This is a genomic window from Streptomyces sp. NPDC046759, assembly GCF_040645475.1.
Classification (GTDB): Bacteria; Actinomycetota; Actinomycetes; order Streptomycetales; family Streptomycetaceae; genus Streptomyces.
The window spans coordinates 40,383-65,790 of sequence record NZ_JBEYYJ010000002.1 but is presented as its reverse complement, the minus strand read 5'-3'; the positions used below and the strand labels follow the sequence as shown (position 1 = coordinate 65,790).

20 protein-coding genes and 1 pseudogene are annotated in these 25,408 nt (G+C 71.0%); 7 read left to right on the top strand and 14 right to left on the bottom strand.

Features of this window, described 5'->3' with window-relative positions; all coding sequences use genetic code 11:
- Positions 1-52: 52 nt before the first annotated feature.
- Positions 53-1,441 carry a pitrilysin family protein gene (locus tag ABZ919_RS03125; protein WP_361241969.1) on the bottom strand — a complete coding sequence of 463 codons (1,389 nt, stop codon included), beginning with the start codon at positions 1,439-1,441 and terminating at the stop codon, positions 53-55.
- Complete coding sequence (locus ABZ919_RS03120) at positions 1,438-2,832, bottom strand: pitrilysin family protein (RefSeq protein WP_361241966.1); 1,395 nt, start codon at positions 2,830-2,832, stop codon at positions 1,438-1,440. The genes ABZ919_RS03125 and ABZ919_RS03120 overlap by 4 nt, the downstream gene beginning before the upstream one ends.
- A gap of 260 nt (positions 2,833-3,092) precedes the next feature.
- Between ABZ919_RS03120 and ABZ919_RS03115 the strand changes: the two genes are divergently transcribed.
- Positions 3,093-5,552 carry a DNA topoisomerase IV subunit A gene (locus ABZ919_RS03115; protein ID WP_361241963.1) on the top strand — a complete coding sequence of 820 codons (2,460 nt, stop codon included), beginning with the start codon at positions 3,093-3,095 and terminating at the stop codon, positions 5,550-5,552.
- A 60-nt stretch (positions 5,553-5,612) separates the two neighbouring features.
- On the opposite strand, the gene ABZ919_RS03110 is transcribed toward ABZ919_RS03115, so the two are convergent.
- Complete coding sequence (locus tag ABZ919_RS03110; protein ID WP_361241960.1) at positions 5,613-6,680, bottom strand: GTP-binding protein; 1,068 nt, start codon at positions 6,678-6,680, stop codon at positions 5,613-5,615.
- 69 nt (positions 6,681-6,749) lie between these two features.
- A complete protein-coding gene (locus tag ABZ919_RS03105) occupies positions 6,750-7,916 on the bottom strand; it encodes a citrate synthase/methylcitrate synthase (protein ID WP_361241957.1) in 1,167 nt (388 codons plus the stop codon).
- Positions 7,917-8,029: 113 nt separating this feature from the next.
- Between ABZ919_RS03105 and ABZ919_RS03100 the strand changes: the two genes are divergently transcribed.
- The 4 genes from ABZ919_RS03100 to ABZ919_RS03085 all read left to right on the top strand — a co-directional run bounded on the left by ABZ919_RS03100 (position 8,030) and on the right by ABZ919_RS03085 (position 12,799).
- On the top strand, positions 8,030-9,286 hold the full coding sequence (locus ABZ919_RS03100; RefSeq protein WP_361241954.1) for a citrate synthase: 1,257 nt from the start codon (positions 8,030-8,032) through the stop codon (positions 9,284-9,286).
- A 105-nt stretch (positions 9,287-9,391) separates the two neighbouring features.
- Positions 9,392-10,333, top strand: a complete 942-nt coding sequence (locus tag ABZ919_RS03095; protein WP_361241951.1) for a sucrase ferredoxin — start codon at positions 9,392-9,394, stop codon at positions 10,331-10,333.
- Between the two features lie 103 nt (positions 10,334-10,436).
- Positions 10,437-12,122, top strand: coding sequence for a sensor histidine kinase (locus ABZ919_RS03090; protein ID WP_361241948.1), 1,686 nt, complete (start codon positions 10,437-10,439; stop codon positions 12,120-12,122).
- The gene (locus ABZ919_RS03085; protein WP_361241945.1) at positions 12,119-12,799 is read left to right on the top strand and encodes a response regulator; all 681 of its coding nucleotides are present in this window, start codon (positions 12,119-12,121) and stop codon (positions 12,797-12,799) included. Before ABZ919_RS03090 ends, ABZ919_RS03085 begins: the two co-directional genes overlap by 4 nt.
- 18 nt (positions 12,800-12,817) lie before the next feature.
- Here the strand turns inward: ABZ919_RS03085 and ABZ919_RS03080 are convergent, their stop codons facing one another.
- The 3 genes from ABZ919_RS03080 to ABZ919_RS03070 all read right to left on the bottom strand — a co-directional run bounded on the left by ABZ919_RS03080 (position 12,818) and on the right by ABZ919_RS03070 (position 15,613).
- The gene (locus ABZ919_RS03080; RefSeq protein WP_361241942.1) at positions 12,818-13,876 is read right to left on the bottom strand and encodes an ABC transporter substrate-binding protein; all 1,059 of its coding nucleotides are present in this window, start codon (positions 13,874-13,876) and stop codon (positions 12,818-12,820) included.
- 71 nt (positions 13,877-13,947) lie between these two features.
- Positions 13,948-14,808, bottom strand: a complete 861-nt coding sequence (locus ABZ919_RS03075; RefSeq protein WP_361241939.1) for an ABC transporter permease — start codon at positions 14,806-14,808, stop codon at positions 13,948-13,950.
- The gene (locus tag ABZ919_RS03070; protein ID WP_361241936.1) at positions 14,798-15,613 is read right to left on the bottom strand and encodes an ABC transporter ATP-binding protein; all 816 of its coding nucleotides are present in this window, start codon (positions 15,611-15,613) and stop codon (positions 14,798-14,800) included. The genes ABZ919_RS03075 and ABZ919_RS03070 overlap by 11 nt, the downstream gene beginning before the upstream one ends.
- 157 nt (positions 15,614-15,770) lie before the next feature.
- On the opposite strand from ABZ919_RS03070, the gene ABZ919_RS03065 reads away from it, so the two are divergent.
- A complete protein-coding gene (locus tag ABZ919_RS03065) occupies positions 15,771-16,463 on the top strand; it encodes a response regulator (RefSeq protein ID WP_361241933.1) in 693 nt (230 codons plus the stop codon).
- Positions 16,464-16,766: 303 nt separating this feature from the next.
- A pseudogene (locus tag ABZ919_RS03060) lies at positions 16,767-17,079 on the top strand (hypothetical protein); the annotation flags it as partial.
- Between the two features lie 20 nt (positions 17,080-17,099).
- On the opposite strand, the gene ABZ919_RS03055 reads toward ABZ919_RS03060, so the two are convergent.
- From ABZ919_RS03055 to ABZ919_RS03025, 7 genes are all read right to left on the bottom strand, one after another.
- Complete coding sequence (locus tag ABZ919_RS03055) at positions 17,100-17,744, bottom strand: dihydrofolate reductase family protein (RefSeq protein ID WP_361241930.1); 645 nt, start codon at positions 17,742-17,744, stop codon at positions 17,100-17,102.
- A gap of 274 nt (positions 17,745-18,018) precedes the next feature.
- Positions 18,019-19,611 (bottom strand): cation acetate symporter, encoded by a 1,593-nt coding sequence (locus ABZ919_RS03050; protein ID WP_361241927.1) that lies wholly within the window; start codon positions 19,609-19,611, stop codon positions 18,019-18,021.
- Entirely contained in the window at positions 19,608-20,156 is a 549-nt protein-coding gene (locus ABZ919_RS03045; protein ID WP_361241924.1) for a DUF485 domain-containing protein, read from the bottom strand. The genes ABZ919_RS03050 and ABZ919_RS03045 overlap by 4 nt, the downstream gene beginning before the upstream one ends.
- Before the next feature lie 69 nt (positions 20,157-20,225).
- Complete coding sequence (locus tag ABZ919_RS03040; protein WP_361241922.1) at positions 20,226-20,915, bottom strand: response regulator transcription factor; 690 nt, start codon at positions 20,913-20,915, stop codon at positions 20,226-20,228.
- Positions 20,912-22,063: a histidine kinase gene (locus ABZ919_RS03035; protein WP_361241919.1), complete on the bottom strand. Its 1,152-nt coding sequence runs from the start codon at positions 22,061-22,063 to the stop codon at positions 20,912-20,914. The genes ABZ919_RS03040 and ABZ919_RS03035 overlap by 4 nt, the downstream gene beginning before the upstream one ends.
- Positions 22,060-22,581: a DUF1453 domain-containing protein gene (locus tag ABZ919_RS03030; protein WP_361242850.1), complete on the bottom strand. Its 522-nt coding sequence runs from the start codon at positions 22,579-22,581 to the stop codon at positions 22,060-22,062. The genes ABZ919_RS03035 and ABZ919_RS03030 overlap by 4 nt, the downstream gene beginning before the upstream one ends.
- A gap of 566 nt (positions 22,582-23,147) precedes the next feature.
- Positions 23,148-25,271 carry a DNA topoisomerase IV subunit B gene (locus ABZ919_RS03025; protein ID WP_361241916.1) on the bottom strand — a complete coding sequence of 708 codons (2,124 nt, stop codon included), beginning with the start codon at positions 25,269-25,271 and terminating at the stop codon, positions 23,148-23,150.
- Positions 25,272-25,408: the final 137 nt, after the last annotated feature.

Here is a 25,408-nt window from a genome sequence, read left to right as displayed (position 1 = left end):
TCGCGCGTGTGCGGGAGCTCGGCCGAGCGCCCGGGCGCGGCGGCGGACCGGTCTACTCGGCCGCCACCACGGTCACTTCGCCGATGCCGAGCGCCTCCACCGGTGCCTTGATCTGGGAGGCGTCACCGACGAGGACGGTCACCAGGCGGTCCACCGGGAAGGCGTTCACGACGGCCGCCGTGGCCTCCACCGTGCCCGTGGCAGCCAGCTGCTGATACAGCGTCGCCTGGAAGTCGTCGGGCAGGTGCTGTTCGACCTGGTCGGCCAGCGTGCTCGCGACGGCCGCCGCGGTCTCGTACTTCAGCGGCGCCACCCCGACGAGGTTCTGCACGGCCACGTCCCGCTCGGCGTCGGTCAGGCCGTCCGTGGCGAGGGTGCGCAGCACCTTCCACAGGTCGTCCAGCGCCGGGCCGGTGTTGGGGGTGTCCACCGAGCCGCTGATGGCGAGCATCGAGGCACCGGTGCCGTCGGGGGCGGACATGAGGACCTGCCCGAACGCGCGCACACCGTAGGTGTAGCCCTTCTCCTCACGCAGGACGCGGTCCAGGCGTGAGGTGAGGGTGCCGCCGAGGCAGTAGGTGCCGAGCACCTGGGCGGGCCACACGCGGTCGTGCCGGTCGGGGCCGACGCGGCCGATGAGCAGCTGCGTCTGGACGGCGCCGGGCCGGTCCACGATGACCACGCGCCCGGTGTCGTCGGCGGTCACCGGCGGCACGGGCCGCGGACGGCCCGGGGTGCCGGTCCAGCCGCCCAGGGTGTCGCCGAGCAGCTCGTCCAGGTCGATCCCGGTGAGGTCGCCGACCACGACGGCGGTGGCCGTGGCGGGGCGTACGTAGCGGTCGTAGAAGGCGCGTACGGCGGCGGCGTCGATCTTCTCGACCGTCTCCTCGGTGCCCTGGCGCGGGCGCGACATGCGCGAGGCCGCCGGGAAGAGCTCCTTGGAGAGCTCCTTGGCGGCCCGGCGGGAGGGGTTGGCCAGCTCGTGCGGGATCTCGTCCAGGCGGTTGCGGACCAGCCGCTCGACCTCGCTCTCGGCGAAGGCGGGCGCGCGCAGGGCGTCGGCGATCAGGCCGAGGCCCTTGGCCAGGCGGGAGGCGGGGACCTCCAGGCTGATCCGGACGCCGGGGTGGTCCGCGTGCGAGTCCAGCGTGGCGCCCGCGCGCTCCAGCTCGGCGGCGAACTCCTCGGCGGAGTGCTTGTCGGTCCCCTCGGAGAAGGCCCGCGCCATGATCGTGGCGACGCCGTCCAAGCCGGCCGGCTCGGCGTCCAGGGGCGCGTCCAGCAGCACCTCGACGGCGACGACCTGCTGGCCGGGGCGGTGGCAGCGCAGCACGGTCAGACCGTTGTCCAAAGCGGTGCGCTCGGGGGCCGGGAACGCCCACGGCCTGGCCTCGCCGGGCTGCGGCTGGGGGTGGAAGTCCATGGTGGCGAGCTCGGTCACTTGGCCGTCTCCTCGTTCTCGTTACCGGCCTCTACGGTCGCTTCCTGCTCCGGGTCCTCGGGGATGTCGGCGTCCGGGACCTCCTCCGGGGACTTCGGCTCGTAGACCAGCACCGCGCGGTTGTCGGGGCGCAGCCGGGCCGCGGCGACCTCCCGGACCTCCTCGGGGGTCACCTCCAGGACGCGCTGGACGGCGGTGAGGGCGAGCTGCGGGTCGCCGAACAGAACGGCGAACCGGCACAGTTCGTCGGCGCGGCCGGCGACCGTGCCGAGCCGGTCCAGCCACTCGCGCTCCAGCTGGGCCTGGGCGCGTTCCATCTCCTCGGGCGTGGGGCCCTCCTCGGCGAAGCGGGCCAGCTCCTCGTCGATGGCGGTCTCGATGACCGGCACCTCGACATCACCGGAGGTCTTCACGTCCAGCCAGCCCATGGAGGGCGCGCCGGCCAGGCGCAGCATGCCGAATCCGGCCGCGACGGCCGTACGGTCGCGGCGCACCAGCCGGTTGTAGAGGCGGGAGGACTCGCCGCCGCCGAGGACCGTCAGGGCGAGGTCGGCCGCGTCGCACGCGCGCGTGCCGTCGTGCGGCAGCCGGTAGGCGGCCATCAGGGCGCGCGCCGGGACCTCCTCGACGACGACCTCGCGCTTCTGCTCGCCGATGACGTCCGGCAGGGAGCCGTCGCGGGGCGCGGGCTTGCCGTCGTGCGCCGGGATCGATCCGAAGTACTTCTCGATCCAGGCCAGGGTCTGCCGCGGGTCGATGTCGCCGACCACGGAGAGCACCGCGTTGTTCGGCGCGTAGTACGTGCGGAAGAACTGGCGGGCGTCCTCCAGGGTGGCCGCGTCCAGGTCCGCCATCGAGCCGATCGGCGTGTGGTGGTAGGGGTGGCCCTGGGGGTACGACAGGGCGGTCAGCTTCTCGAAGGCGGTGCCGTAGGGCACGTTGTCGTACCGCTGGCGGCGCTCGTTCTTGACGACGTCCCGCTGGTTCTCCATGGACTCGTCGTCGAGGGCGGCGAGCAGCGAGCCCATCCGGTCGGCCTCCAGCCAGAGGGCGAGCTCCAGCTGGTGCGCCGGCATGGTCTCGAAGTAGTTGGTGCGCTCGAAGCTGGTGGTGCCGTTGAGCGAGCCGCCGGCGCCCTGCACGAGCTCGAAATGACCGTTGCCCTTGACCTGCGCGGAGCCCTGGAACATCAAGTGCTCGAAAAGGTGAGCCAGGCCGGTACGTCCCTTGACTTCGTGGCGGGAGCCGACGTCGTACCAGAGGCACACCGCCGCCACCGGGGTCAGGTGGTCCTCGGAGAGCACCACGCGCAGACCGTTGGCCAGGCGGTGCTCGGTCGCTGTCAGGCCCCCGGAGCCTGCCTCGGCTGTGGTCGTGTGACCCATGGGCATGTACGTCCCTTCGCGAGCGGAGGCGGTTGTGGAAACCGCGGTTTTCCTGCCGTTCCTGCCACTGTATGCAAACCGTCCGGGCCGTCGGCGAAGTTCCCGCGGGACATACGCCCACAGGGGACCGCGCAGCCCCCGCCGGACCGGGCTGCGCGGGTCCGGGAAGCCCGCAGGGACCGGGTCGTGGCACGGGTTGTCGGTGCCTCGGTCCACAATGGTCGGCGTCAGATCCGTCCCACGCTTCAGCAAGGAGCCAGGCAGCGATGGCCCGCCGCAGCACGAAGACCCCGCCGCCCGACGATTCGTTCGAGGAGAGGATCCTCGACATCGACGTCGTGGACGAGATGCGTGGCTCCTACCTCGAGTACGCGTACTCGGTCATCTACTCGCGCGCCCTGCCGGACGCCCGTGACGGCCTCAAGCCGGTGCACCGCCGGATCGTCTACCAGATGAACGAAATGGGCCTGCGCCCCGACCGCGGCTATGTGAAGTGCGCGCGCGTCGTCGGCGAGGTCATGGGCAAGCTGCACCCGCACGGTGACGCGTCGATCTACGACGCCCTGGTGCGCATGGCACAGCCCTTCTCCATGCGCGTGCCGCTGGTCGACGGCCACGGCAACTTCGGCTCGCTCGGCAACGACGACCCGCCGGCCGCCATGCGGTACACCGAGTGCCGGCAGGCCGAGGCGACGAGTCTGATGACCGAGTCGATCGACGAGGACACGGTCGACTTCGCTCCGAACTACGACGGCCAGGAGCGGGAGCCGGTGGCGCTGCCCGCCGCCTTCCCGAACCTGCTGGTCAACGGCTCCTCGGGCATCGCGGTCGGCATGGCGACGAACATGCCGCCGCACAACCTCGGCGAGGTCATCGCGGCCGCCCGCCACCTGATCCGGCATCCGAACGCGGACCTGGACGCGCTGATGAAGCACGTCCCGGGCCCGGACCTGCCCACCGGCGGCCGGATCGTCGGCCTGGACGGCATCCGGGACGCGTACGCGACCGGCCGCGGCACCTTCAAGATCCGTGCCACGGTGTCGGTGGAGACGGTGACGGCCCGCCGCAAGGGCCTGGTCATCACCGAACTGCCCTTCACGGTCGGTCCCGAGAAGGTCATCGCGAAGATCAAGGACCTGGTCAATTCGAAGAAGGTCCAGGGCATCGCCGACGTCAAGGACCTCACCGACCGCGAGCACGGTCTGCGCCTGGTCATCGAGATCAAGAACGGCTTCGTGCCGGAGGCGATCCTGGAGCAGCTGTACAAGCTGACCCCGATGGAGGAGTCCTTCGGCATCAACAACGTCGCCCTGGTGGACGGCCAGCCGCTCACGCTGGGCCTGAAGGAGCTGCTGGAGGTCTACCTCGACCACCGGTTCGACGTGGTCCGCCGGCGCAGCGAGTTCCGCCGCGGCAAGAGGCGTGACCGGCTGCACCTGGTCGAGGGTCTGCTGACCGCGCTCGTCGACATCGACGAGGTCATCCGGCTGATCCGCTCCAGCGAGAACTCCGCGCAGGCCAAGGAACGCCTGATGCAGCGCTTCTCGCTGAGCGACGTGCAGACGCAGTACATCCTCGACACGCCGCTGCGCCGGCTCACCAAGTACGACCGCATCGAGCTGGAGGCGGAGAAGGAGCGGCTCACCGCGGAGATCGAGGAGCTGACCCGGATCCTGGAGTCGGACGCGGAGCTGCGCAAGCTGGTCTCGGCGGAACTGGCCGCCGTGGCCAAGAAGTTCGGCACCGACCGGCGCACGGTGCTGCTGGAGTCCGCGGGCGCCGCGGTGGCCGCGGTGCCGCTGCAGGTGGCCGACGACCCGTGCCGGGTGCTGCTGTCCTCGACCGGTCTGCTGGCCCGTACGTCGACCGACGAGCCGTTCCCGGAGCAGACGGACGCCAGGCGCGTCAAGCACGACGTGATCGTCTCGGCGGTCCCGGCGACCCAGCGCGGCGAGATCGGCGCGGTGACCTCGGCGGGCCGTCTGCTGCGGATCAACGTGGTCGACCTGCCCCGGCTGCCGGACACGGCGGCGGCGCCGAACCTCTCCGGGGGCGCGCCGCTGGCGGAGTTCGTCTCCCTGGAGGACGACGAGACGGTGGTCTGCCTGACCACGCTGGACGAGTCGTCCCCGGGTCTGGCGCTCGGCACCGAGCAGGGTGTCGTCAAGCGCGTGGTGCCCGACTATCCCTCCAACAAGGAGGAGTTGGAGGTCATCACCCTCAAGGAGGGCGACCGGATCGTCGGCGCGGTGGAGCTGCGCACCGGCGAGGAGGACCTGGTCTTCATCACCGACGACGCACAGCTGCTGCGGTTCCAGGCGTCCATCGTGCGCCCGCAGGGCCGTCCGGCCGGCGGTATGGCGGGCATCAAGCTCACCGAGGGCGCCAAGGTCATCTCGTTCACGGCGGTCGACCCGGCCGTCGACGCGGTGGTCTTCTCGGTGGCCGGCTCGCGTGGCACGCTGGACGACTCGGTGCAGACGACGGCCAAGCTGACCCCGTTCGACCAGTACCCGCGCAAGGGCCGGGCCACCGGTGGTGTGCGCTGCCAGCGGTTCCTGAAGGGCGAGGACTGCCTGTCCCTGGCCTGGGCGGGCCCCGTTCCGGCGCGCGCGGCGCAGAAGAACGGCAGCCCGGCGGAGCTGCCGGAGCCGGACCCGCGCCGGGACGGCTCCGGCACGTCACTGGCGAAGACGGTGGCGGTGATCGCGGGTCCGGTCCTCTAGTGCTGTGACCGGAAAGGTTTGCCGGGCGTCGCGAGCCGGTGAACCTTTCCGGTCGCCACGCTAGGCGCCGTACGTCGGAGCGCCGGGCTCCTCCTCGGAGCCCTGGACATAGCGCAGGACGCCCCACATGCCGTGTTCGTCGGCATGTGGGGCGTCGTTCACGCACCCCTTGAGCTCCTGGCCGAGGGCCTCGGTGTCGATGCCGGAGCCGATCAGCACGAGCTGGGTCAACCGGGCGTCGGCAGGCCCCCAGGGCTCGGGGTAGAACCGCAGGAACCGTCCGACGGCGTGCACGGCGTACCGGTTGAGGGGGTCGTACGGCCCGAAGTCGACGTACCCCTTGATCCGGTACAGCCCCTCCGGCCGGCCGTCCAGGAAGCGCATGAGCCGGCGGGGTTCCAGGGGGGCCGCGGAGGTGAAGGGCAGGCTGTCGTATCCGGCGTGCAGGTGACCGGCGTGGTCGTCGTCGCCCGCGGTGGGCTCGTGCAGGTCCTCGAAGGACAGCTGCCCGAGCCGCTCCTCGCTCGGCCTGCAGTCGAAGAGGAATTCCGGGTCGATGCGGCCGTAGGTGGCCGGGACCACGGCGGCACGGTCCGCGAGGGACCGCACCAGAGCGGGCACCCGGTCACCGTCGCCGGCCCGGTCGAGCTTGTTCACCACGACCAGGTCGGCGAGGGCCAGGTGCCGGTCGATCTCGGGATGCCTGGCGCGGGTGTCGTCGAACTCCGCGGCGTCCACGACCTCGACCAGGCCGCCGTAGACGACCCTCGGGTGCTCGGCGGCCAGCACCATCCGCACGAGTTCCTGCGGTTCGGCGAGCCCGCTGGCCTCGATGACGATCACGTCGATGCCCGTGGCCGGGTCGGCGAGCCGGTCCAGGTAGACGTCGAGTTCGCTCGCGTCGACGGCGCAGCACAGGCAGCCGTTGCCGAGCGAGACGGTCGAGTCTCCGAGGGCGCCCGCGACGGCCATCGCATCGATCTCGATGGCACCGAAGTCGTTGACGATCGCCCCGATACGGCTGCCTCCGCTGCGGTGCAGGAGGTGGTTGAGGAGGGTGGTCTTCCCGGAGCCCAGGAACCCCGCGAGCACGACGACCGGGATCTGCGGACCGCTGCTGTTCCCCAACGGGTGACCTCTCTCCTGTGGACGGCTGCCGGACCAGGATAGGAGGGCGTCGGCGCCGGCGGGCGCGGGTCAGAGGGCGGCCGGTACCGCGACCGGCGGCTGCGGTCCCACGTAGCGCGCCACGGGACGGATGATCTTCGAGTCGGCCGCCTGTTCCAGGATGTTGGCGCTCCATCCCACCACCCGTGCCGCCGCGAAGGTGGGGGTGAACATCTCGCGGGGAAGCCCGCAGAGTTCCATGACCACGCCGGCGTAGAACTCGACGTTGGTGTGGAGTTCACGGCCGGGTTTCAGCTCGGCGAGGATCGCCTCGACCCGGCGTTCGACCTCGACGGCGAAGTCCACGCGCGGGCCGCCGAAGGCGAGGGCGATCTCGCGCAGCATCCGTGAACGGGGGTCCTCCGTACGGTAGACGGCGTGCCCGAACCCCATGATCCGGTCACCGGCGAGCACCCGCTCGCGGATCCAGGGGTCGATACGGTCCGGGGTGCCGATGGCGTCGAGTGTGTCCAGTGCCCTGCTGGGCGCGCCTCCGTGCAGCGGGCCGGACAGGGCGCCCACGGCACCGGTCAGGCAGGCCGCCACGTCGGCGCCGGTGGAGGCGATGACGCGAGCCGTGAAGGTTGATGCATTGAATCCATGATCAATGGTGGAGATCAGGTATTGCTCGACCGCACGGGCCCGCCGGGGCTCGGGCTCCTCACCCGTGAGCATGTACAGGTAGTTGGCGGCGTACGGCAGGTCCTCGCGCGGCTCGACCGGGTCGAGGCCCCGCCCGAGCCGGTGAAGCGCGGTGAGCAGTGTGGGCACCGTCGCGCAGACGGCCACGGTGTCGGCACGGCGCCGGTCGGCGTCGATGTCGTACACCGGGCGCAGCCCCCGCGCCGAGCCCAGCAGGGACAGGGCCGTACGCAGCCCGGACAGCGGGCCGGAGGCGCGGCTCGCCGCGGCGATGGCGGGCAGCGCCGCGGCGACCTCCTCGGGCAGGTGCCGCAGCGCCGCCGTCTCGGCGGTGAAGGCGGCACGGCGCCGCGCGTCCGGGAGCGTGCCATGGACGAGCAGGTGCCAGACGTCCTCGAAACCGCGGGTCCGCGCGAGTTCGACGGCCGAGTACTGGCGGTAGTGGTAGAAGCCCTCGCGTCCCCGGACGTCACCGATCTCGGTGTCGGTGACGACCACGCCGGCGAGGCCGCGCGGCGCTTTGACGAGGGGGGTTGCGGTGCCGTTGATGGCCATGGTTCTCCTCCCTGGACTTGATCCGACTGTCCATGCTTGACTGATTTCTTGTCAATATTGATTTGATCAATGAGAGCGGATCAATGTGTGCAGAGACGGCTACGGTGACCCTCATGCACGATGACGAACCCGCTCCCGGCCGTCCCGGGCGCAGGCTGACCACCAAGCAGACCGCCGAACTGCTCGGCGTGAAGCCGGAGACGGTGTACGCGTACGTGAGCCGCGGCCTGCTCAGCAGCAGACGCGAGCCCGGCGGCCGTGCCAGCACCTTCGAGGCCAGGGAGGTCGAGGCGCTCGCCCGGCGCCACCGGCGGGAGGCGGCCGGGACCCCGGGCTCCGGCGGTGACCTGTCCGTCCGGACCCGCATCACGCTGATCGAGCGGGACAGGTACTACTTCCGCGGCGTGGACGCCGTCGAGCTGGCACTTCGTCACTCCTACGAGGAGGTCGCCGAGTGGCTGTGGACGGGCCGGCTCACTGCGGGCGTCACCCTCACCGCGCCCGGCCGCACCGTGGAGGTCGCGCGCCGAGCCGTGGACGCCCTGTCCGACCACGCCTCCCCCACCGACCGGCTGCGCGTGGCGGCCGTCGCCGCGGCCGCCGAGGACCCGCTGCGCTTCGACCTCTCCGAGGACGCCGTGCTGAACACCGCGCGGATCCTCATCCCCACGCTCGTCGCCGCGCTGCCGCCGGCCCGGCGCGACCACCAGGACGGCGACCGGCTCGCCCAGCGGCTGTGGGGCCGGCTCACCGGCCGTCCCGCCGACCAGGCGTCCCTGCACGTCCTGGACACGGCGCTCGCCCTGCTCGCCGACCACGACCTGGCCGCCTCGACACTCGCCGTGCGGGTCGCCGCCTCGGCCCGCGCGCACGCCTACGCGGCCGTCTCGGCCGGGCTCGGCGTCCTGGAGGGCCCGCTGCACGGTGCCGCGAGCGGCGCCGCCCACCGCATGCTGCTCGACGTGCTCGACCAGGGCACGGCGGTCCCGGTGATCGCCGACGAGCTGCGCGCGGGCCGCCGGATCCCCGGGCTCGGCCACCGGCTGTACGCCGGCGAGGATCCACGCGCGCGTGTGCTGTTCGACCTCCTGGAGCAGGTACCGCACGCGGAGTCCGCCCTGCTCGCCGCCCGGGACATCGCCGCCACGACGGCCCGGCACACCCCGCTGCACGCCAACGTCGACCTGGCCCTGGCGGTGTTCACCGCGTCCAGTGGCATGCCCGCCACGGCCGGCGAGACGATCTTCGCCGTCGCACGGACCGCGGGCTGGATCGCACACGCCCTGGAGGAGTACGGCGAGCGCCCCCTGCGCATGCGCCCGGTGGGGCACTACGTCGGCCGGCGGCCCCCGCAGCCGCTCCCGGAGTAGGCCGCCGGTCCATGGCCGCCTCCACCGGCACAGGCACGCCCTCCCTGCGCAGGACGCGACATGGCCGGAAGTCGCCCCAGGGGCAGTCGGATTAGGCTCGCCTCTGTGAGTAGGTGTGCGACCGTCTCCCGGAGCCTCGACGAGCCGGTTTCCGGTACGGCGGCCACGGCGACGACGTGGCTGCTGCTGGAACAGCCCGGCCCGTGGGGCGCCAAGGCGCTCACTTCGAGCCACCTGGACCGGACACTGGGGCGTGCGCTGGAAGCGGCCGCCGAGGGAACCGGCGTCCGTATCGCCCTCATCCGCCGCCCCGGACGCCACGCAGACCCCGGCAGGCCCGCAGTGCGGCAGATGTACGCCGCGCACATCGTGCCGGGCCGGGTGTGGCTGCACAGCGCCACCACCCGCGATCCCCGGCTGCTGCTCGGCCTCGACTTCGCCGCCCTCGGAGCCGGCGACCACCGTTCCTTCGGCGCCGCACTCGGCGGACGGCCGCACCAGGGCCATCCGCTCGCATTCGTGTGCACCAACGGCAAGCGCGACCGCTGCTGCGCCCTCTTGGGCCGTCCGCTCACCACCGAACTGTCCGCCTCGGGCGTGCGCGGAGTCTGGGAGGTCACCCATCTGGGTGGACATCGTTTCTCGCCGACCGTGCTCGTCCTGCCGTACGGCTACGCCTACGGCCGCGCCGAGGCGCACACCGTCAAGGAAGCGCTGGACGGCGCCCAGGAGGGGCGCGTGGTGGTCGAGGGGTGCCGTGGCTGCTCCGCCTGGGAACGGCCCGGTCAGGCGGCCGAGCTGGCCGTCCGCTCGACGGCGGGCGAGTACCGGGCCGGCGTGCTGAGCGTTGTGCGGACCGACGGCGAGGCCCCGGACTGGGAGGTGACCGTGGGGCACGCCGACGGCCGCCGCTGGCGGGTGAGCGTGGTGCAGGGGGCGTCGCTGCCGCCCCGCCCGGAGAGCTGCGGCGCGGCGGTGCTCGGCTCGCCCACGCGCATGGACGTGATGGCGGTGCGCGAGCTGAGGCCGACGACGCCGGCGAGCTGACGACCGCTCCCTCCAGCAGCGACCGCCTCTTTCGGCGATCGGTCAAGAGATCCCCAGCCCACCCCCTGGGGACCGGCGCGCGGATCCACGTACCGTCGTGGCCATGAGCCCGACTCCCCCCGCCCGCCGCCTGCGCCTGGGTCTGCCACGGCGAGTGTTCTCGCAGGTGCTGCTGATGCAGGTGGCGATCGCCGCGGGGGTCGCGGTACTCGCGACAGGACTGTTCCTGGCGCCGCTGAGCAAGCAGCTGGACCAGGAGGCGGAGCGCCGCGCGCTGGCCATCGCGCAGACGACGGCACAGGACCCGCAGATCGCCGAGGGCGTCCTGACCACCCCGCCGACCGCGAACGGCCCGGTGCAGAAGGAGGCCGAGCGGATCCGGAAGGCCACGCACGCCCAGTACATCGTGGTGCTGGACACTCACTGGGTGCGCTGGTCGCATCCCACCGTCTCGAACATCGGCCGGAAGGTCTCCACCAGCCCGAAGGACGCCCTGAAGGGCAAGGAGGTCATGGAGATCGACAGGGGCACGCTGGGCCGCTCGGCCCGCGGCAAGGTGCCGCTGTACGACGCCCGGCGCCGCATCATCGGCGCGGTCTCGGTCGGTATCGCCTACGACAGCGTGCGGGCGCGGCTGATCAACGCCATCCCGGGGCTCTTCGCGTACGCCGGCGGCGCTCTCGCGGTCGGCGCGCTGGCCGCCTGGCTGGTCTCCCGCCGGGTCCAGCGGCAGACGCGGGACCTGGCCTTCTCGGACATCTCGGCGCTGCTCGCGGAGCGCGAGGCGATGCTGCACGGCATCCGCGAGGGCGTGGTCGCCCTCGACCGCGGCGGCCGGATCCGCCTGCTCAACGACGAGGCGCGGCGACTGCTGGGGATCGGTGACGAGGCCGTCGGGCAGACCCCCGACGAGGCGCTCGGTACGGGCCGCACGACGGACGTGCTGGCCGGCCGGGTGACCGGCACCGATCTGCTCACCGTGCGCGGCCAGCGCGTGCTGGTCGCCAACCGCATGCCCACCGACGACGGCGGCGCCGTCGCCACCCTGCGCGACCGCACCGAGCTGGAGCAGCTGGGGCGTGAACTCGACTCCACGCGCGGGCTGATCGACGCCCTGCGTGCCCAGGACCACGAGCACGCCAACCGCATGCACACCCTGCTCGGCCTGCTGGAGCTGGAGATGTACGACGACGCCGTGGAGTTCGTCGGCGAGGTGGTCGGTGACCACCGGGTCACCTCCGAGCAGGTCACCGAGAAGATCCAGGACCCGCTGCTGGCCGCGCTGCTGGTCGGCAAGGCGACCGTCGCCGCCGAGCGCGGAGTCGCGCTGTGGGTGTCGGAACGCACCTGGCTGCCGGACCGGCTGATCGATCCGCGGGGCCTGGTGACGGTCCTCGGCAACCTGGTGGACAACGCCCTCGACGCGGTCGCCGGCACCCTGCACACGCGCGTGGAGGTCGAGGTGCGCACCGAGGGCCGTACGGTCGTCCTCAGGGTGCGCGACACGGGCCCCGGAATCCCGGCGGACCAACGGGAGTTGGTCTTCACAGAGGGCTGGTCGACCAAGCAGCCGCCCGCGCACGGCAAGCGCGGCCTCGGACTGTCGCTGGTGCGCCGGCTCGCCGAACGGCAGGGCGGGAGCGCGACGGTGGGAGCGGCGGAAGGCGGCGGCGCGGAGTTCACCGTCGTCCTGCCGGAGGCGCTGACCGAGCCGGAGCCGGAGCTGGAGCCCACGATCCCGGAGCAGTCCCCGGGGCCCGCCGCCGTCGCCGAGGAGGAGGCGCGGTGATCGAGGTCCTGGTCGTCGACGACGACACCCGTGTCGCCCAGGTCAACGCCGCGTACGTCGCGAAGGTGCCGGGCTTCCACGTGGCCGGCGAGGCGCACAGCGCGGCGGAGGCGCTGCGCCAGGTGGAGACCCTGCCGCGGCTGGACCTCGTCCTGATGGACCACTACCTGCCCGACGACACCGGTCTCGCCGTCGTACGGGAGATGCGCCGGCGCGGCCACCAGGCCGACGTCATCATGGTGACGGCGGCGCGTGACGTGTCGACCGTCCAGGACGCCATGCGGCAGGGGGCGCTGCAGTACCTCGTGAAACCGTTCGCGTTCGCCGGTCTGCGCGCCAAGCTGGAGGCGTACGCCGCGCTGCGGCGCACCCTGGACGGCGGCGGCGAGGCCGAGCAGGCGGAGGTGGACCGCATCTTCGGCGCCCTGTCCGCGCCGTCGGGGCCGGGGCTGCCCAAGGGGCACTCCCCCACGACGGCCGACCTGGTGCGCCAGGCGCTGATGAACGCCGAATCACCGCTGTCCGCCCAGGAGATCGCCGAGCGCACAGGGTTGAGCCGGCAGACGGCCCAGCGATATCTGAAGCTGCTGGAGCGCACCGGACGGGCGCGGCTGACCCTCAGGTACGGCGACGCGGGCCGCCCCGAACACCGTTACGTGTGGGCGACCCGCGTCTGAGCGCGATTCATGCAGGGGTCACTTGACCGCCTTGACGAACTCGGTCGTGTACGTCTTGCTCAAGTCGACCTTGGCATTCTTGATGTCGGGGTTGAACGCCTTGAGGACCTTCTCGACGGTCTCGGGGCCGCCCTCGGGCATCACGCCGTCGTCCGTGAACATCGGCAGGGTGCTCTTGATGGCCTGTGCGTAGAGCGTCTTGTTACCCTGGGAGTAGTCGGCGGGCATCTTTGCGGCGATCTCGTCGGCGCTGTGCGTGGACATCCACTTGAGCGTCTTGACGAATGCGTTGACCAACTTCTGGACGGTGTCCTTGTGTCCGTTCACCCAGTCCGTCTGCATGTACAGACTTGACGACGGGTACGGGCCGCCGAGTGCCTTCTGCGAGCCCTCGGGGGTGCGCATGTCGAGGAGCACCTTGCCGGCCTTCTTGTCCAGGATCGTGGCGACGGTCGGATCCGTCGTCATTCCGGCGTCGATCGAGCCCTGCTGCAGCGCGGAGATGAAGGTCGGACCCGCGCCGACGGCGACAGGGGTGAAATCGCTGGACTTCAGACCGTTCTTGACCGCCAGGTACTTGGTGAGGAAGTCCGTCGAGGAACCAAGGCCGGTGATACCGAGCTTCTTGCCCTTGAAGTCCTTCGGTGAGGTGATGTCCTTCGCGCGCTTGGTGGAGACGACCTCCACCTCGCCGGGCGCGTGCGAGAACTGCACGACGGACTCCACCGACTTGCCCTTCGTCTGCAGGTCGAGCGTGTGGTCGTAGAAGCCGACGGCGCCCTGGACCTGGCCCGAGACGAGTGCTGTCTCGGCCTGGACACCGGCGGGCTCACTGAGGAGTTCCACGTCGAGGCCCTCGGAGCCGAAGTAGCCGAGCCGCTGGGTCAGCATCGCCGGCAGGTAGATGACCTTGTCCAGGCCACCGACCATGATCTTGAGTTTCGTACCCTTCCCATCGCCCTTGCCGCCGGCATCGGCGGAGGTGCTGCCGGCCGCGTCATTGGCACAGGCAGTCAGGCAGGAGAGGGCCAGCAGGCCGGAGGCGGCGAGCGAAACGTATCTGGCGGTCTTGCGCATGGCGGTTCACGTCCTTGTGAGAGGGCGGTACGGGCAGAGCGGCGTGGAGCACCGGGCCTCGGGGGCGGGGCTCAGTCGGAGTGCGCCGGCTTCCACCGGAAGATGCGGCGCTCGGCGAAGGTCAGCAGGCCCTCGGCGGCGAGGGCGACGACGGCGAGGATGACCATCGCGGCGTAGACACCGGCGGCGTTGAAGGTGCCCTGGGAGGCGGCGACGAGCAGGCCGATGCCCTTGGTGGCTCCGATGTACTCGCCGACGATGGCACCGATGAGGGCGAAGCCGAAGCTGACGTGGAGGCTCGTGAAGATCCAGGAGGTCGCCGACGGGATGACCACCTGAAGCGTCACCCTGCGATTGCTCGCGCCGAGGATCCGGGCGTTGGCCACCAGGTTGCGGTCGACTTCACGGGCGCCCTGGAAGGCGTTGAAGAACACCGGGAAGAACACGAGCACCACGGCCGATGCCACCTTGGAGGCGGGGCCCAGACCGAACCAGATCAGGAAGATCGGGGCCAGCACGATCCTGGGGATGGAATTGAGCACCTTGACGTACGGCCCGAGGACGTCGGCGAGGAAGGCGATCCGCCCCAGGGCGATACCGAAGAGCACACCGGCGACCACACCGATGATCCAGCCGAGCAGTGCTTCCTGCAGCGTGGCCCAGATCTGCTCGCCCAGCGAGCCCTGTGCCGTTCCGTGCATCACCCAGGTGTGGATCTGGTCCCAGATCTGCGAGGGCATCGAGAAGTTGAACGGATCGATGATCTTGGCCCGGGACAGCCCTTCCCACAGGCCGAGCACGGCCACCAGGAGCAGCACCCGGGCGGCGGAGACGACCAGCTTGCGTCTGCGGGCGGCCTGGGCCCGCGACTGGGCGCGGCCCGGGACCTTGGCCGTGTCGACGACCGGCGCGGTGATGGCCTCAGGCGACATGGGCGGCACCCCTCTCGCGCGTGATGCGGACCTCTTCACCGAGGGACTCCCAGATCTCGCGGTAGATCTCGATGAACCGCGGCTCCAGGCGCACCGACTCGACCTTGCGCGGCCGCGGCAGGTCGATGTCGAAGACCTGCTTCACGGTCGCGGGTCCGGCGGTCATCACGACGACCTTGTCGGCGAGCGCGATGGACTCCTCCAGGTCGTGGGTGACGAACACGACGGAGGCGCCCGTGCCCTCCCACAGCTCCAGCAGCTCGTCCGACATCAGCGCCCGGGTCTGCACGTCCAGCGCCGAGAACGGCTCGTCCATCAGCAGGATCTCGGGGTCGTTGACGAACGTGGCGGCGAGGGCCACGCGCTTGCGCTGACCGCCGGAGAGCTGGTGCGGGTAGCGGTCCTCGAAGGCGGCAAGTCCGACGCGGGCCAGCCACTCTCGGGCCTTCTCCTTGGCCTCGGTCTTCGGCACACCCCGGAAACGGGGCCCGGCCATGACATTGGACAGGACCGTGCGCCAGGGGAAGGTGGCGTCCTGCTGGAAGACGAAGCCGACCTTGTCGCCGGCCCCGTCGACCGGCTCGCCCGCCACCAGCACCTCGCCCTCAGTGGGCTCCTCCAGGCCGCTGACCAGCGTCAGCGTGGTGGACTTGCCGCAACCGGTCGGGCCGACGACGGCCACGAACTCTCCGCGCCCTACGGTGAGGTCCAGGCCGTGCACAGCCGTGTGCAGCCCCCCGGACGGGGTTCTGAAGGTCTTGCCGGCGCCCCGCAGCTCGATGGCGGGGCTGGTGTGTGCGCTCATGGGCCGGGACAGTAGGTGTGGCCCCGGCCACGACAGCAGTCTTGTGAGCACAACCAGTTCTTTTGCTCGCAAGAACCTGTTGTGCTCATTTTGCTCGCGCTACAACTGCGGAGCCGAACACGGGCTCTGCGCTCGTCGGCCTTGAAGGAGAGGCCTGATGATTGACGTCCTGATCGTGGACGACGACTTCCGCGTCGCTGAGATAAACGCCAAGTACGTGGGAAAGGTTCCCGGCTTCCGGGTGACCGCCCGCGCACACAGCGCCGCCCAGGCTCTGGCCACGGTCGAACGCGGTGCCGTCGACCTGGTCCTGCTCGACCACTATCTGCCGGACCAGACGGGTCTCGATCTCGTCCATTGCATGCGGGAACAGGGCCACAGCACGGATGTCATCATGATCACCGCGGCCAGTGATGTGACGACCGTCCAGCAGGCGATGCGCCTCGGGGCGCTGCACTACTTGGTCAAACCCTTCACGTTCGCCGCCCTGCAGGCCCGCCTCGACTCCTACGCCGCCCTGCGTCGCACGGTCGACCGGGTCGGCGGCCGGGGCCTGACCGGGCAGGAGCAGGTCGACCGGATCTTCGGTGCGCTGCGGACATCACCCGCGCCGTCCGCGCCGGGCCTGCCGAGCGGGCACTCGGAGCCCACGACCGATCTGATCTGCGGTGTGCTGCACCGCGCCTGCCAGCCCCTGTCGGCCCACGAGGTGGCCGCCAGGACCGGCCTGAGCCGCTCCACGGCCCAGCGCTATCTCCGCCACCTGGAACAGGTCGGCCGGCTCCGGCTCTCCCTGAAGTACGGCGACACCGGCCGGCCCGAACACCGGTACGCCTGGGTGGCGCCGTAGTGATCCCTGCGGCGCACTCATGACCCGCTGGTCCCGTGACCGCGTAGTTCGCCGGACTGGTGGTCGTGGCGGTTGGATGTGCGGTGGGGTCCGGCCGTCCGTGGAGGCGGGGCGGCTGAGCCGCCTTGCGCAGACTGACCGACCAGGAGGGGCAGAAGCTGCGGCAGAGGGTGGGCCGGGGCAGCACCGGCTCGGTGCGTACCGGCGCGCGATGACGCTGCTCGCCTCGACGGGCGCAACAGGATGCCCGTGGTGTCCCACCTGGTGCCGGGCCGGCGAGGACACCGTCTGCATCCTGCTGGCAACCTTTCCGCCCGCACCGGCGCCGGCATCCGCCGCTGGGCGAAGAAGAACAAGGCCGAGCTGTACTTCACCCGACCTACGCCTCCTGGGCCAATCCGGTCGAGGCCCGCTTCGGCCCGCTGCGCCAGTTCACCTGGTCAACTCCCACCGCCTCAGCCACCCGGCACAGACCCAGGTCCTGCACCGCTGCCTGCGCCGGCACAACGTCGACGCCCGCCACCGCCTGCTCGCCGCGCAGCGCAAGGAACGCGCGCGCAGCCGCAGCGGGACGGGCAGCCGCTGGGGCGGATGCCCCCTCGCAGCCGCAGCCTGAACTCGAGTGGGCCCCTCGCGTCACCTTCGCCAGAACAGGTGGTGCGTCACGCCGCTGGGGCTGGGCACGACCTCCAGGTGGAACCGGTCGAGCAGCTCATCAGGGGACTCCCAGAGCCGTAGTCCGGACCCGAGCTTCACCGGCGAGACCGCCACATGCAGGGTGTCGACAAGGCCGGCATCAAGGAACTGCCGGATGGTGGTGACCCCGCCACCGAGCCGGACGTCCTTGCCCTGCGCCGCTTCCCGCGCCCGTTCGAGGACTGTGGCCGGGTCGCCGTCGACGAAGTGGAACGTGGTGTCGGAGAGCGTGAACGAAGGACGCGTGTGGTGGGTCATGACGAACACCGGAGTGTGGAACGGGGGCTCCTCCCCCCACCAGCCGCGCCACCCATGATGCTGCCAGGGTCCGCGCTGCGGCCCGAACTTGTTGCGGCCCATGATCTCGGCACCGATGTTGTGTGCGAAGTCTCGCGTGAAGTAGTCGTCCAGGCCCCGGCTCCCCCCGGGATCCGTGCGCATGGGCCAGCTCGCCGTGGCTCCGGCCCAGGCGAACAGCCTCTCGGGATGGTCGAGGCCGAACGGCCGCTCGAGACTCTGGTGCTCACCGGCCCCGATTCCGTCACTCGAGACGTTGAAGTTCATGACTCTCAGCAGTTGATCCACGTGTGTCCTCATCCGGTCCTGTCGCATCATCGTGTGGCGAGGCGCCGCACATCATGACGTCGAACGGGACGCGGCCGAATCGACAACGGCCCGCAACTCTTTTCCAGCGACGCGTCAGGAAGCGGCCGCGTTACCGGTGTGACCGTCATGGACGCGGAGGGCATCGAGGTGGACGGGGGGCGGCCGCCGCGACCCCTCACATGCGTCGCAACTGACGACACCGCCCGTCCAGCCGTTCCAACCGCCGACCCGGCGTACCTTCCCGGCCAGGGCACTAAACAGCTCCGGCTCCGGTCAGCGACCGCACCTCCGTCTCCGCGTACCTGGCCTCGTCCGCCGCCTCGTCCGAGGTGATCGTGCCGAGCCAGCCGGCGAGGAAGCCGAGCGGGATGGAGACGATGCCCGGGTTCTGCAGCGGGAAGTACTGGAAGTCGACGTCCGGGAACAGCGAGGCCGGGCCACCGGACACCACCGGCGACAGCAGCACCAGCCCGATCGCCGGGATCAGCCCGCCGTACACGGCCCACACCGCGCCACGGGTGGTGAAGCCGCGCCAGAACAGCGAATACAGCAGGACCGGGAGGTTCGCCGACGCGGCCACGGCGAAGGCGAGACCGACGAGGAAGGCGACGTTGAAGTCACGGGCCAGCAGGCCGAGCCCGATCGCCGCGATACCGATGCCGACCGCGGCCCACCTGGCCACCGCCACCTCGCTGCGTGCCTTGCCGCGCGACCGCCGCAGCGACGCGTACAGGTCGTGCGCCACCGAGGCCGACGAGGCGAGCGTGATGCCCGCGACCACGGCGAGGATCGTGGCGAAGGCGACGGCGGCCACCACCGCGAACAGCACCGTGCCACCGGTGGAGCCCGCGCCGCCACCCAGGTCGAGGGCGAGGAGCGGCACCACCGTGTTGCCGGCCGCGTTCGAACCGCGCACCGCGTCGGACCCCAGCACGGCAGCCGCGCCGAAGCCGAGGACGATCGTCATGAGGTAGAAGCTGCCGATCAGCCCGATGGACCACACCGCGGAACGGCGGGCGGCCCGTGCCGTCGGGACGGTGTAGAAGCGGGACAGGATGTGCGGCAGCCCGCCCGTGCCCAGCACCAGGGCGAGACCGAGGCTGATGAAGTCGACGCGGGCGGTCCAGGTCCCGCCGTACTTCAGTCCCGGCGCCAGGAACGCCCTTCCGTGACCGCTGCGGTCCGCGGCCGTGACCAGCAGCCGGTCGACGTCGCCGTGGAAGCGGAGCAGAACGAGCACGGTCAACGCGATCGTGCCGCTCAGCAGCAGGACCGCCTTCACGATCTGGATCCAGGTGGTGGCCCGCATCCCTCCCAACGACACATAGATCACCATGAGGGCACCGACCCCGATGACCGCCCACGCCTGCGCGGCCCCGCTGGTCCGCCCCAGCAGCAGCGCCACCAGGCTGCCCGCGCCGACCATTTGCGCCACCAGATACAGAACGGACACCGTCACCGAGGAAGTTCCCGCGGCGATCCGCACCGGCCGCTCGCTCATCCGCGCGGCCACCACGTCGGCCAGGGTGAACCGCCCGCAGTTGCGCACCAGTTCGGCCACCAGGAACAGCACGACCAGCCACGCCACGAGGAAGCCCACCACGTACAGCATCCCGTCGTACCCGTACAGCGCGATCAGCCCGGTGACCCCGAGGAAGGACGCGGCGGACATGTAGTCACCCGCGATGGCAAAACCATTCTCCATGGGCGAGAACAGCCGCCCTCCGGCGTAGAACTCCTCCGCGGAACCGTGCCGGCGACGGCTCACCCACGTCGTGATTCCCAGGGTGACGGCCACGAACCCGCTGAACAGCAGCAGCGCCAGCGTCTGATGGTGTCCGGTCACGAGGCACCTCCGCGCGCTTCGCGAGTCAGTTCCTGGGTGTCCCAGCGCAGCTCCAGCGCCGCCCGGTCCCGCCGGAGCCGCGCGTGCCGGGCATAGGCCCAGGTGAGCAGGAAGGTGGTGAGGAACTGTCCGAGCCCGGCCAGCATGCCCACGTTCACCGCTCCCGCCACGGGCCGGGCCATGAGCCCCGGCGCGGTCGTGGCGGTGACGACATAGCCCACGTACCACGCGAGGAAGGCGGCGACTCCCGGCACGACGAACCGCCGGTACCTGGTGCGCACCTCCTGGAAGGCCGTGCTGCGCTGCACCTCGACGTACACCGCACGAGAGCGAGCCGCCGTTCCGTCCGGCTCCTCGCGGGCGGGCGGCACCGCCGACCCCGGCACACCTGTCCCTGTCGGCTCGCCCCAGCCCGAGGCCAGCTCGTCGTACCAAGGGTCCTCGTACGCCACGTCGCGGGGGGCCACGCCGTGATCTTCCTGATTGTCGGCCGAACTCCCGGGGCCCTCCCCGGGACCCTGGGCACGACCGTTGCTCGACTGCATGCCCAAGGATGGACAGATCGGGAACTTCCCTGACTCTTCTTCCCCCGGCTCTTCACCCCATCAGGTGACTCACTGCGTGGGCGGCTGCACCAGGCCCTTGCTGTACGCGTAACGCACCGCCTGCGCCCGGTCCTTGATACCCGTTTTGGAGAAGAGGTTGTTGATGTGTGTCTTCACGGTCGCGGTCGACACATGCAGCTTGCGGGCGATCTCCTGATTGCTGAGCCCCTCGGCGATCAGCAGCAGCACCTCGGTCTCCCGCGCGGTCAGTCCGTCGGACGCCGGCTCGGCGGTCGCCGGCGGACCCGGCTCGGGCTGCGACAGGCGCTCCAGCAACCGGCGCTGGACACTCGGCGACAGCCCCGCGTCCCCCGACAGCACGCTCTCCACGGCGCGTACGATCTCGTCACCCCCCGCGTCCTTGGTCAGGTAGCCGCGGGCGCCGGCACGCAGCGCCGGGAACAGCGATTCGTCGTCGGCGTATGTGGTGAGCACCACGACCTGGGTCCCCGGGTACTGCGCCCGGATCCGCCGGGTGGCCTCCACGCCGTCGCAGCGGGGCATCCTGAGATCCATCAGGACGACGTCCGGTGCCAGTTCTCCGACCAGTCGCACCGCCTCCTCGCCGTCTCCCGCGGAACCCACGACCTCCACGCCCGGCAGCAGTCCGAGCAGCATCACGATGCCCTCCCGGACCACTGTCTGATCGTCGGCGACCACCACCCGTGCGGGCTTCTTCTCCCCCTCCGTCTCCGTCATACGGGCACCTTCAGCGTCACCGCGAACCCCTCCTCGTCCGGCCGAGCGTCCAGTGAGCCGCCCAGCAGCTCGGCACGCTCGCGCATACCCAGCAGACCGTACCCGCCTCCGGCCCCTGTGAGTTCGCCGGGCCGCCCGCCCGAATCCCGCACGTCCAGGGTCACTTCGTGCTCGCTGTAGGCGAGTCGCAGGTGCACTTTGGCGCCCTGGGCATGCTTGCGGACGTTCGTCAGCGCCTCCTGAGCGACCCTGCGCACGGCTTGGGAGGCCTCGACCGGCAGGGGTCTGCGCTCACCCGTCACGGTGACCTCGGCCCCCTCGGCCCCGATGACCAGTTGGCTCAGGAAGTCCTCCAGCGGGGTCAGCTCGCCCCGCAGCGCGGACAGGGCCTGCCGGGTCTCGGCGAGTCCGTCGCGGGCCATGCCCCGGGCGGCCACCACCCGCTCCAGGATGCGTTCGCGGTCCGCCCCGTTCTCGATCAGCAGCCGGGCCGCCTCCAGGTGCACCAGCTGTGCCGAGAGGCTGTGGGCCAGCACGTCGTGAATCTCCCGTGCGATGCGCGCCCGCTCGGCCAGCGCCGCGGACTCCGCCTCGGCAGCGCGGGCGGCGCGTTCCTGGGCCAGCAACTTCTGCGCGTGGCCGCGGGCTTCGGCGTCCAGCCGCAGGACGTAACCGGCGAGGGCCATGCCGGCCACTGAGGCAGCCGTGGTCAGCCAGACGTCGTTGTTGAAGGCGGAATACGCGGCCAGACCCACCGATGTCACCGGGGCCGCGGCCGCCAGCGGCAGCCGCTCCAGGGCGGCGATCCCACAGCCGCACCAGATCACCAGGGCCGGCCCTCTGAACCCTGTGGCCTCTGCGGCGACCGCCATACCCAGGAGTGCGCTCATCAGCGCCAGGGAGGGCACCAGCCGGTGCTGGTAGGTGGTGCGGAAGAAGGCCCAGGCGAGGCCACCGGTGACGAGCACTCCCGCCATCGCGGCGACTGCGCCCCAGATGCCCACGTGCTTCTGGTTGTACGCGCCCCACAGCAGCAAGGCGATCACCAGGGTCCTGACGGCCCGGGCGAGCATGCGCCGGGGGCGTGAGATTCCCTCGCGAGCGAGCGCCTCCCGCGACGGCCAGCGTGTCCAGGCGTTCTCGGTCACGCGCGTTCCCTCCTGACCGACGGCATGGCGTCACCGTACGCCGGGGCGAGGTGGCTGGCCGGGCCGAGGGACCGCGCCCGCCAGACCAGGACCCCGCCGCGGACCAGGAGGGTTCCGGCGAAACCGAGCATCAGCGCGGAGCTGTCCTGGTGCAGGCCGAGCGCGAGGCCGAGGGCGAAGAGACCGATCCGCAGCGCGATGCCGACGGCCCACACGACGGCACTGGCCTTGGTGCTCTTGGACCACACGACACCGTCCGGCTCCGTCCAGATGCGGGTCGTCCAGGCCCAGCCGGCGCCCATGACCGCACCGATGAGCAGCTCCACCGCGAGCAGTACGACGGATTCCACACGGTGGTGGGCGTCGAGGATGCCGGGCTCGCGCAGCGCGACGACTGCGAGGATCAGGGGAAGCAGCCACCAACGCCGGTCCGTGTCGATCGCGCGAGCGCGGAACTGCCGCGCGATGACTATGGCGGCGACGGCCACGATCACCAGCGCGTTGACGAGCCCGGACATCAGATCCTCCGTGAGCGAGTAGGCGGTGCCGGAAGCGGGTGCCGCCGACATCTACGAAGCTACGGAAAACCGCAGGCCGGGAGATCGGAGCCGGGGTGGATCTCGGGTGGAAACCCGGAGCGTCCCGTCTCCACCCGGGGGTGCAGATCCCAGAGGTGCGGAGGCCGTGGGTGCCGATAGGGGGCGGAGGAGGACGCGGCGTTCCGGTGGCGCGGTTCCGGGTCGGCAGGTGCCTGCGGGCGCTGCCCCGCTCGCTGCCGGGTACCAGCGGCCGGACGTCCCGGGCGGGAGAGGGTGTCCGTACGCGGTCCGCACCTCATCGGCGTACCCCACCGGCTGTCGAAGGAAGCCCGCAGGCCGGCCGGCGCAGGAAGACCGTCCCGGCTGACGACGCAAGACGGTCCGCCCGGCCGGGAGGACCGACGGGCCTGCCAAGGCAGGCCACGTCACTCTCCTCCGGCCACCGAGTCTCCTCGTCCTCGCCCCTGCCTCTCCCGCCGGCTCGCCCGGGCAAGCCCCGTGGGCTTCTCGGGCGAGCCCCGGCCGGCTGAGCCCTGTCGCGGGGACTAGGCGTCGATGCGCGACCGGTCCAGCGTCGCCGCCGAGCTGGAGATGAACTCCTTGCGGGGCGCGACGTCGTTGCCCATCAGCAGGTCGAAGACCTGTTCCGCGGCTTCCAGGTCGGACAGGTTGATCCTGCGCAGCGTGCGGTGACGCGGGTCCATCGTGGTCTCGGCCAGCTGGTCGGCGTCCATCTCGCCCAGACCCTTGTAGCGCTGGATGGAGTCCTTGTACCGGATGCCCTTGCTCTGGAACTCCATGAGCTTGTCGCGCAGCTCGCGGTCGGAGTACGTGTAGACGTACTTGTCCTGGCCCTTCTTCGGCTGGACGATCTCGATGCGGTGCAGCGGCGGCACCGCGGCGAAGACCCGGCCGGCCTCGACCATCGGCCGCATATAGCGCTGGAACAGCGTGAGCAGCAGACAACGGATGTGAGAGCCGTCCACGTCGGCGTCGGTCATCATGATGATCTTGCCGTAGCGGGCCTGGTCGATGTCGAACGTCCGGCCCGAGCCCGCTCCTATGACCTGGATGATCGCGCCGCACTCGGCGTTCTTGAGCATGTCGGTCACCGACGACCGCTGCACGTTCAGGATCTTGCCGCGGATCGGCAGCAGCGCCTGGAACTCGGAGTTGCGCGCCAGCTTGGCCGTACCGAGTGCGGAGTCGCCCTCGACGATGAACAGCTCGCTGCGGTCGACGTCGTCGCTGCGGCAGTCGGCGAGCTTCGCCGGCAGGGACGAGGACTCCAGGGCGGTCTTGCGACGCTGGGCGTCCTTGTGCTGGCGGGCCGCGACGCGCGTACGAGCGGCGGCCACCACCTTCTCCATGACGACTCGGGCCTGCGCCGCGGCGTCCCGCTTCGTGCTGGTCAGGAACGCCTTCAGTTCCTTGGTGACCACGTTGTTCACGATGCGGCGGGCCGCCGAGGTACCCAGGACCTCCTTGGTCTGGCCCTCGAACTGCGGCTCGGCCAGGCGGACGGTCACCACGGCGGTGAGGCCCTCGAGGGCGTCGTCCTTGACGATGTTGTCCTCGGCCACGCGCAGCAGCTTCTTGGCACGCAGCACGTCGTTGAACACCCCCGTCACGGCCTGCTCGAAGCCGGAGACGTGGGTGCCGCCCTTGGGGGTGGCGATGATGTTCACGAAGGACCGGACGGTGGTGTCGTACCCGGTGCCCCAGCGCAGCGCGACGTCCACGCCCAGCTCACGGGTGACCTCGGTGGGGGTCATCTGCCCGTGCTCGTCCAGGACGGGGACGGTCTCCTTGAAGGTGCCCTTGCCGGAGAAACGGAGGACATCGCAGACCGGCTTGTCGCTCGCCAGGTACTCGCAGAACTCGCTGATGCCGCCGTCGAAGCGGAAGGACTCCTCGCCCTTGCTGCCGCCCTCGCCGAGGCCGAACTCGTCGCGGACGACGATGGTCAGGCCCGGCACCAGGAAGGCGGTCTGGCGGGCCCGCTGGTGCAGCGTGTCCAGGGAGAGCTTGGCGTCCCTGAGGAAGATCTGGCGGTCGGCCCAGTAGCGCACGCGCGTGCCGGTGCGGGTCTTGGGGACCTTCTTGGTCTTGCGCAGGCCGCTCTTGGCCTCGAACTTCGCGTCGGCGCCGTCGGCCGTGAAGGCGCCCGGTACGCCACGCCGGAAGCTGACGGCGTGCGTGTGGCCTCCCCGGTCCACCTCGACGTCGAGACGGGCGGAGAGGGCGTTGACCACGGAGGCACCTACGCCGTGCAGACCGCCGGAGGCGGCGTACGAGCCGCCGCCGAACTTGCCGCCCGCGTGGAGCTTGGTCATGACGACCTCGACGCCGGACAGGCCGGTCCTGGGCTCGACGTCCACGGGGATGCCGCGGCCGTTGTCGCGCACCTCGACGGAGCCGTCGTCGTGGAGGATCACCTCGATACGGTCGCAGACGCCCGCGAGGGCCTCGTCGACGGAGTTGTCGATGATCTCCCACAGGCAGTGCATCAGCCCACGGCTGTCGGTCGAGCCGATGTACATGCCCGGGCGCTTGCGCACGGCCTCGAGGCCCTCGAGGACGAGCAGGTGCCGCGCGGTGTAGTTGGAGCCGTCCCGGTCTGCTCCTGCCAGCAGCGCTGTGGACGGCACGGACGTGTCGGCGGTCACGCGGTTCGCTCCTCGCTGAATTTCAGTTGGCCCCCTACTGGGTAAGGGGCGGCTTCGGTCGCCGCTCAGAGGGTACCGAGGCCTGGTAGAGCCGGTGTAACGCCACCCTCGTCGGGAACTCAGACTAGTCCAGGCTC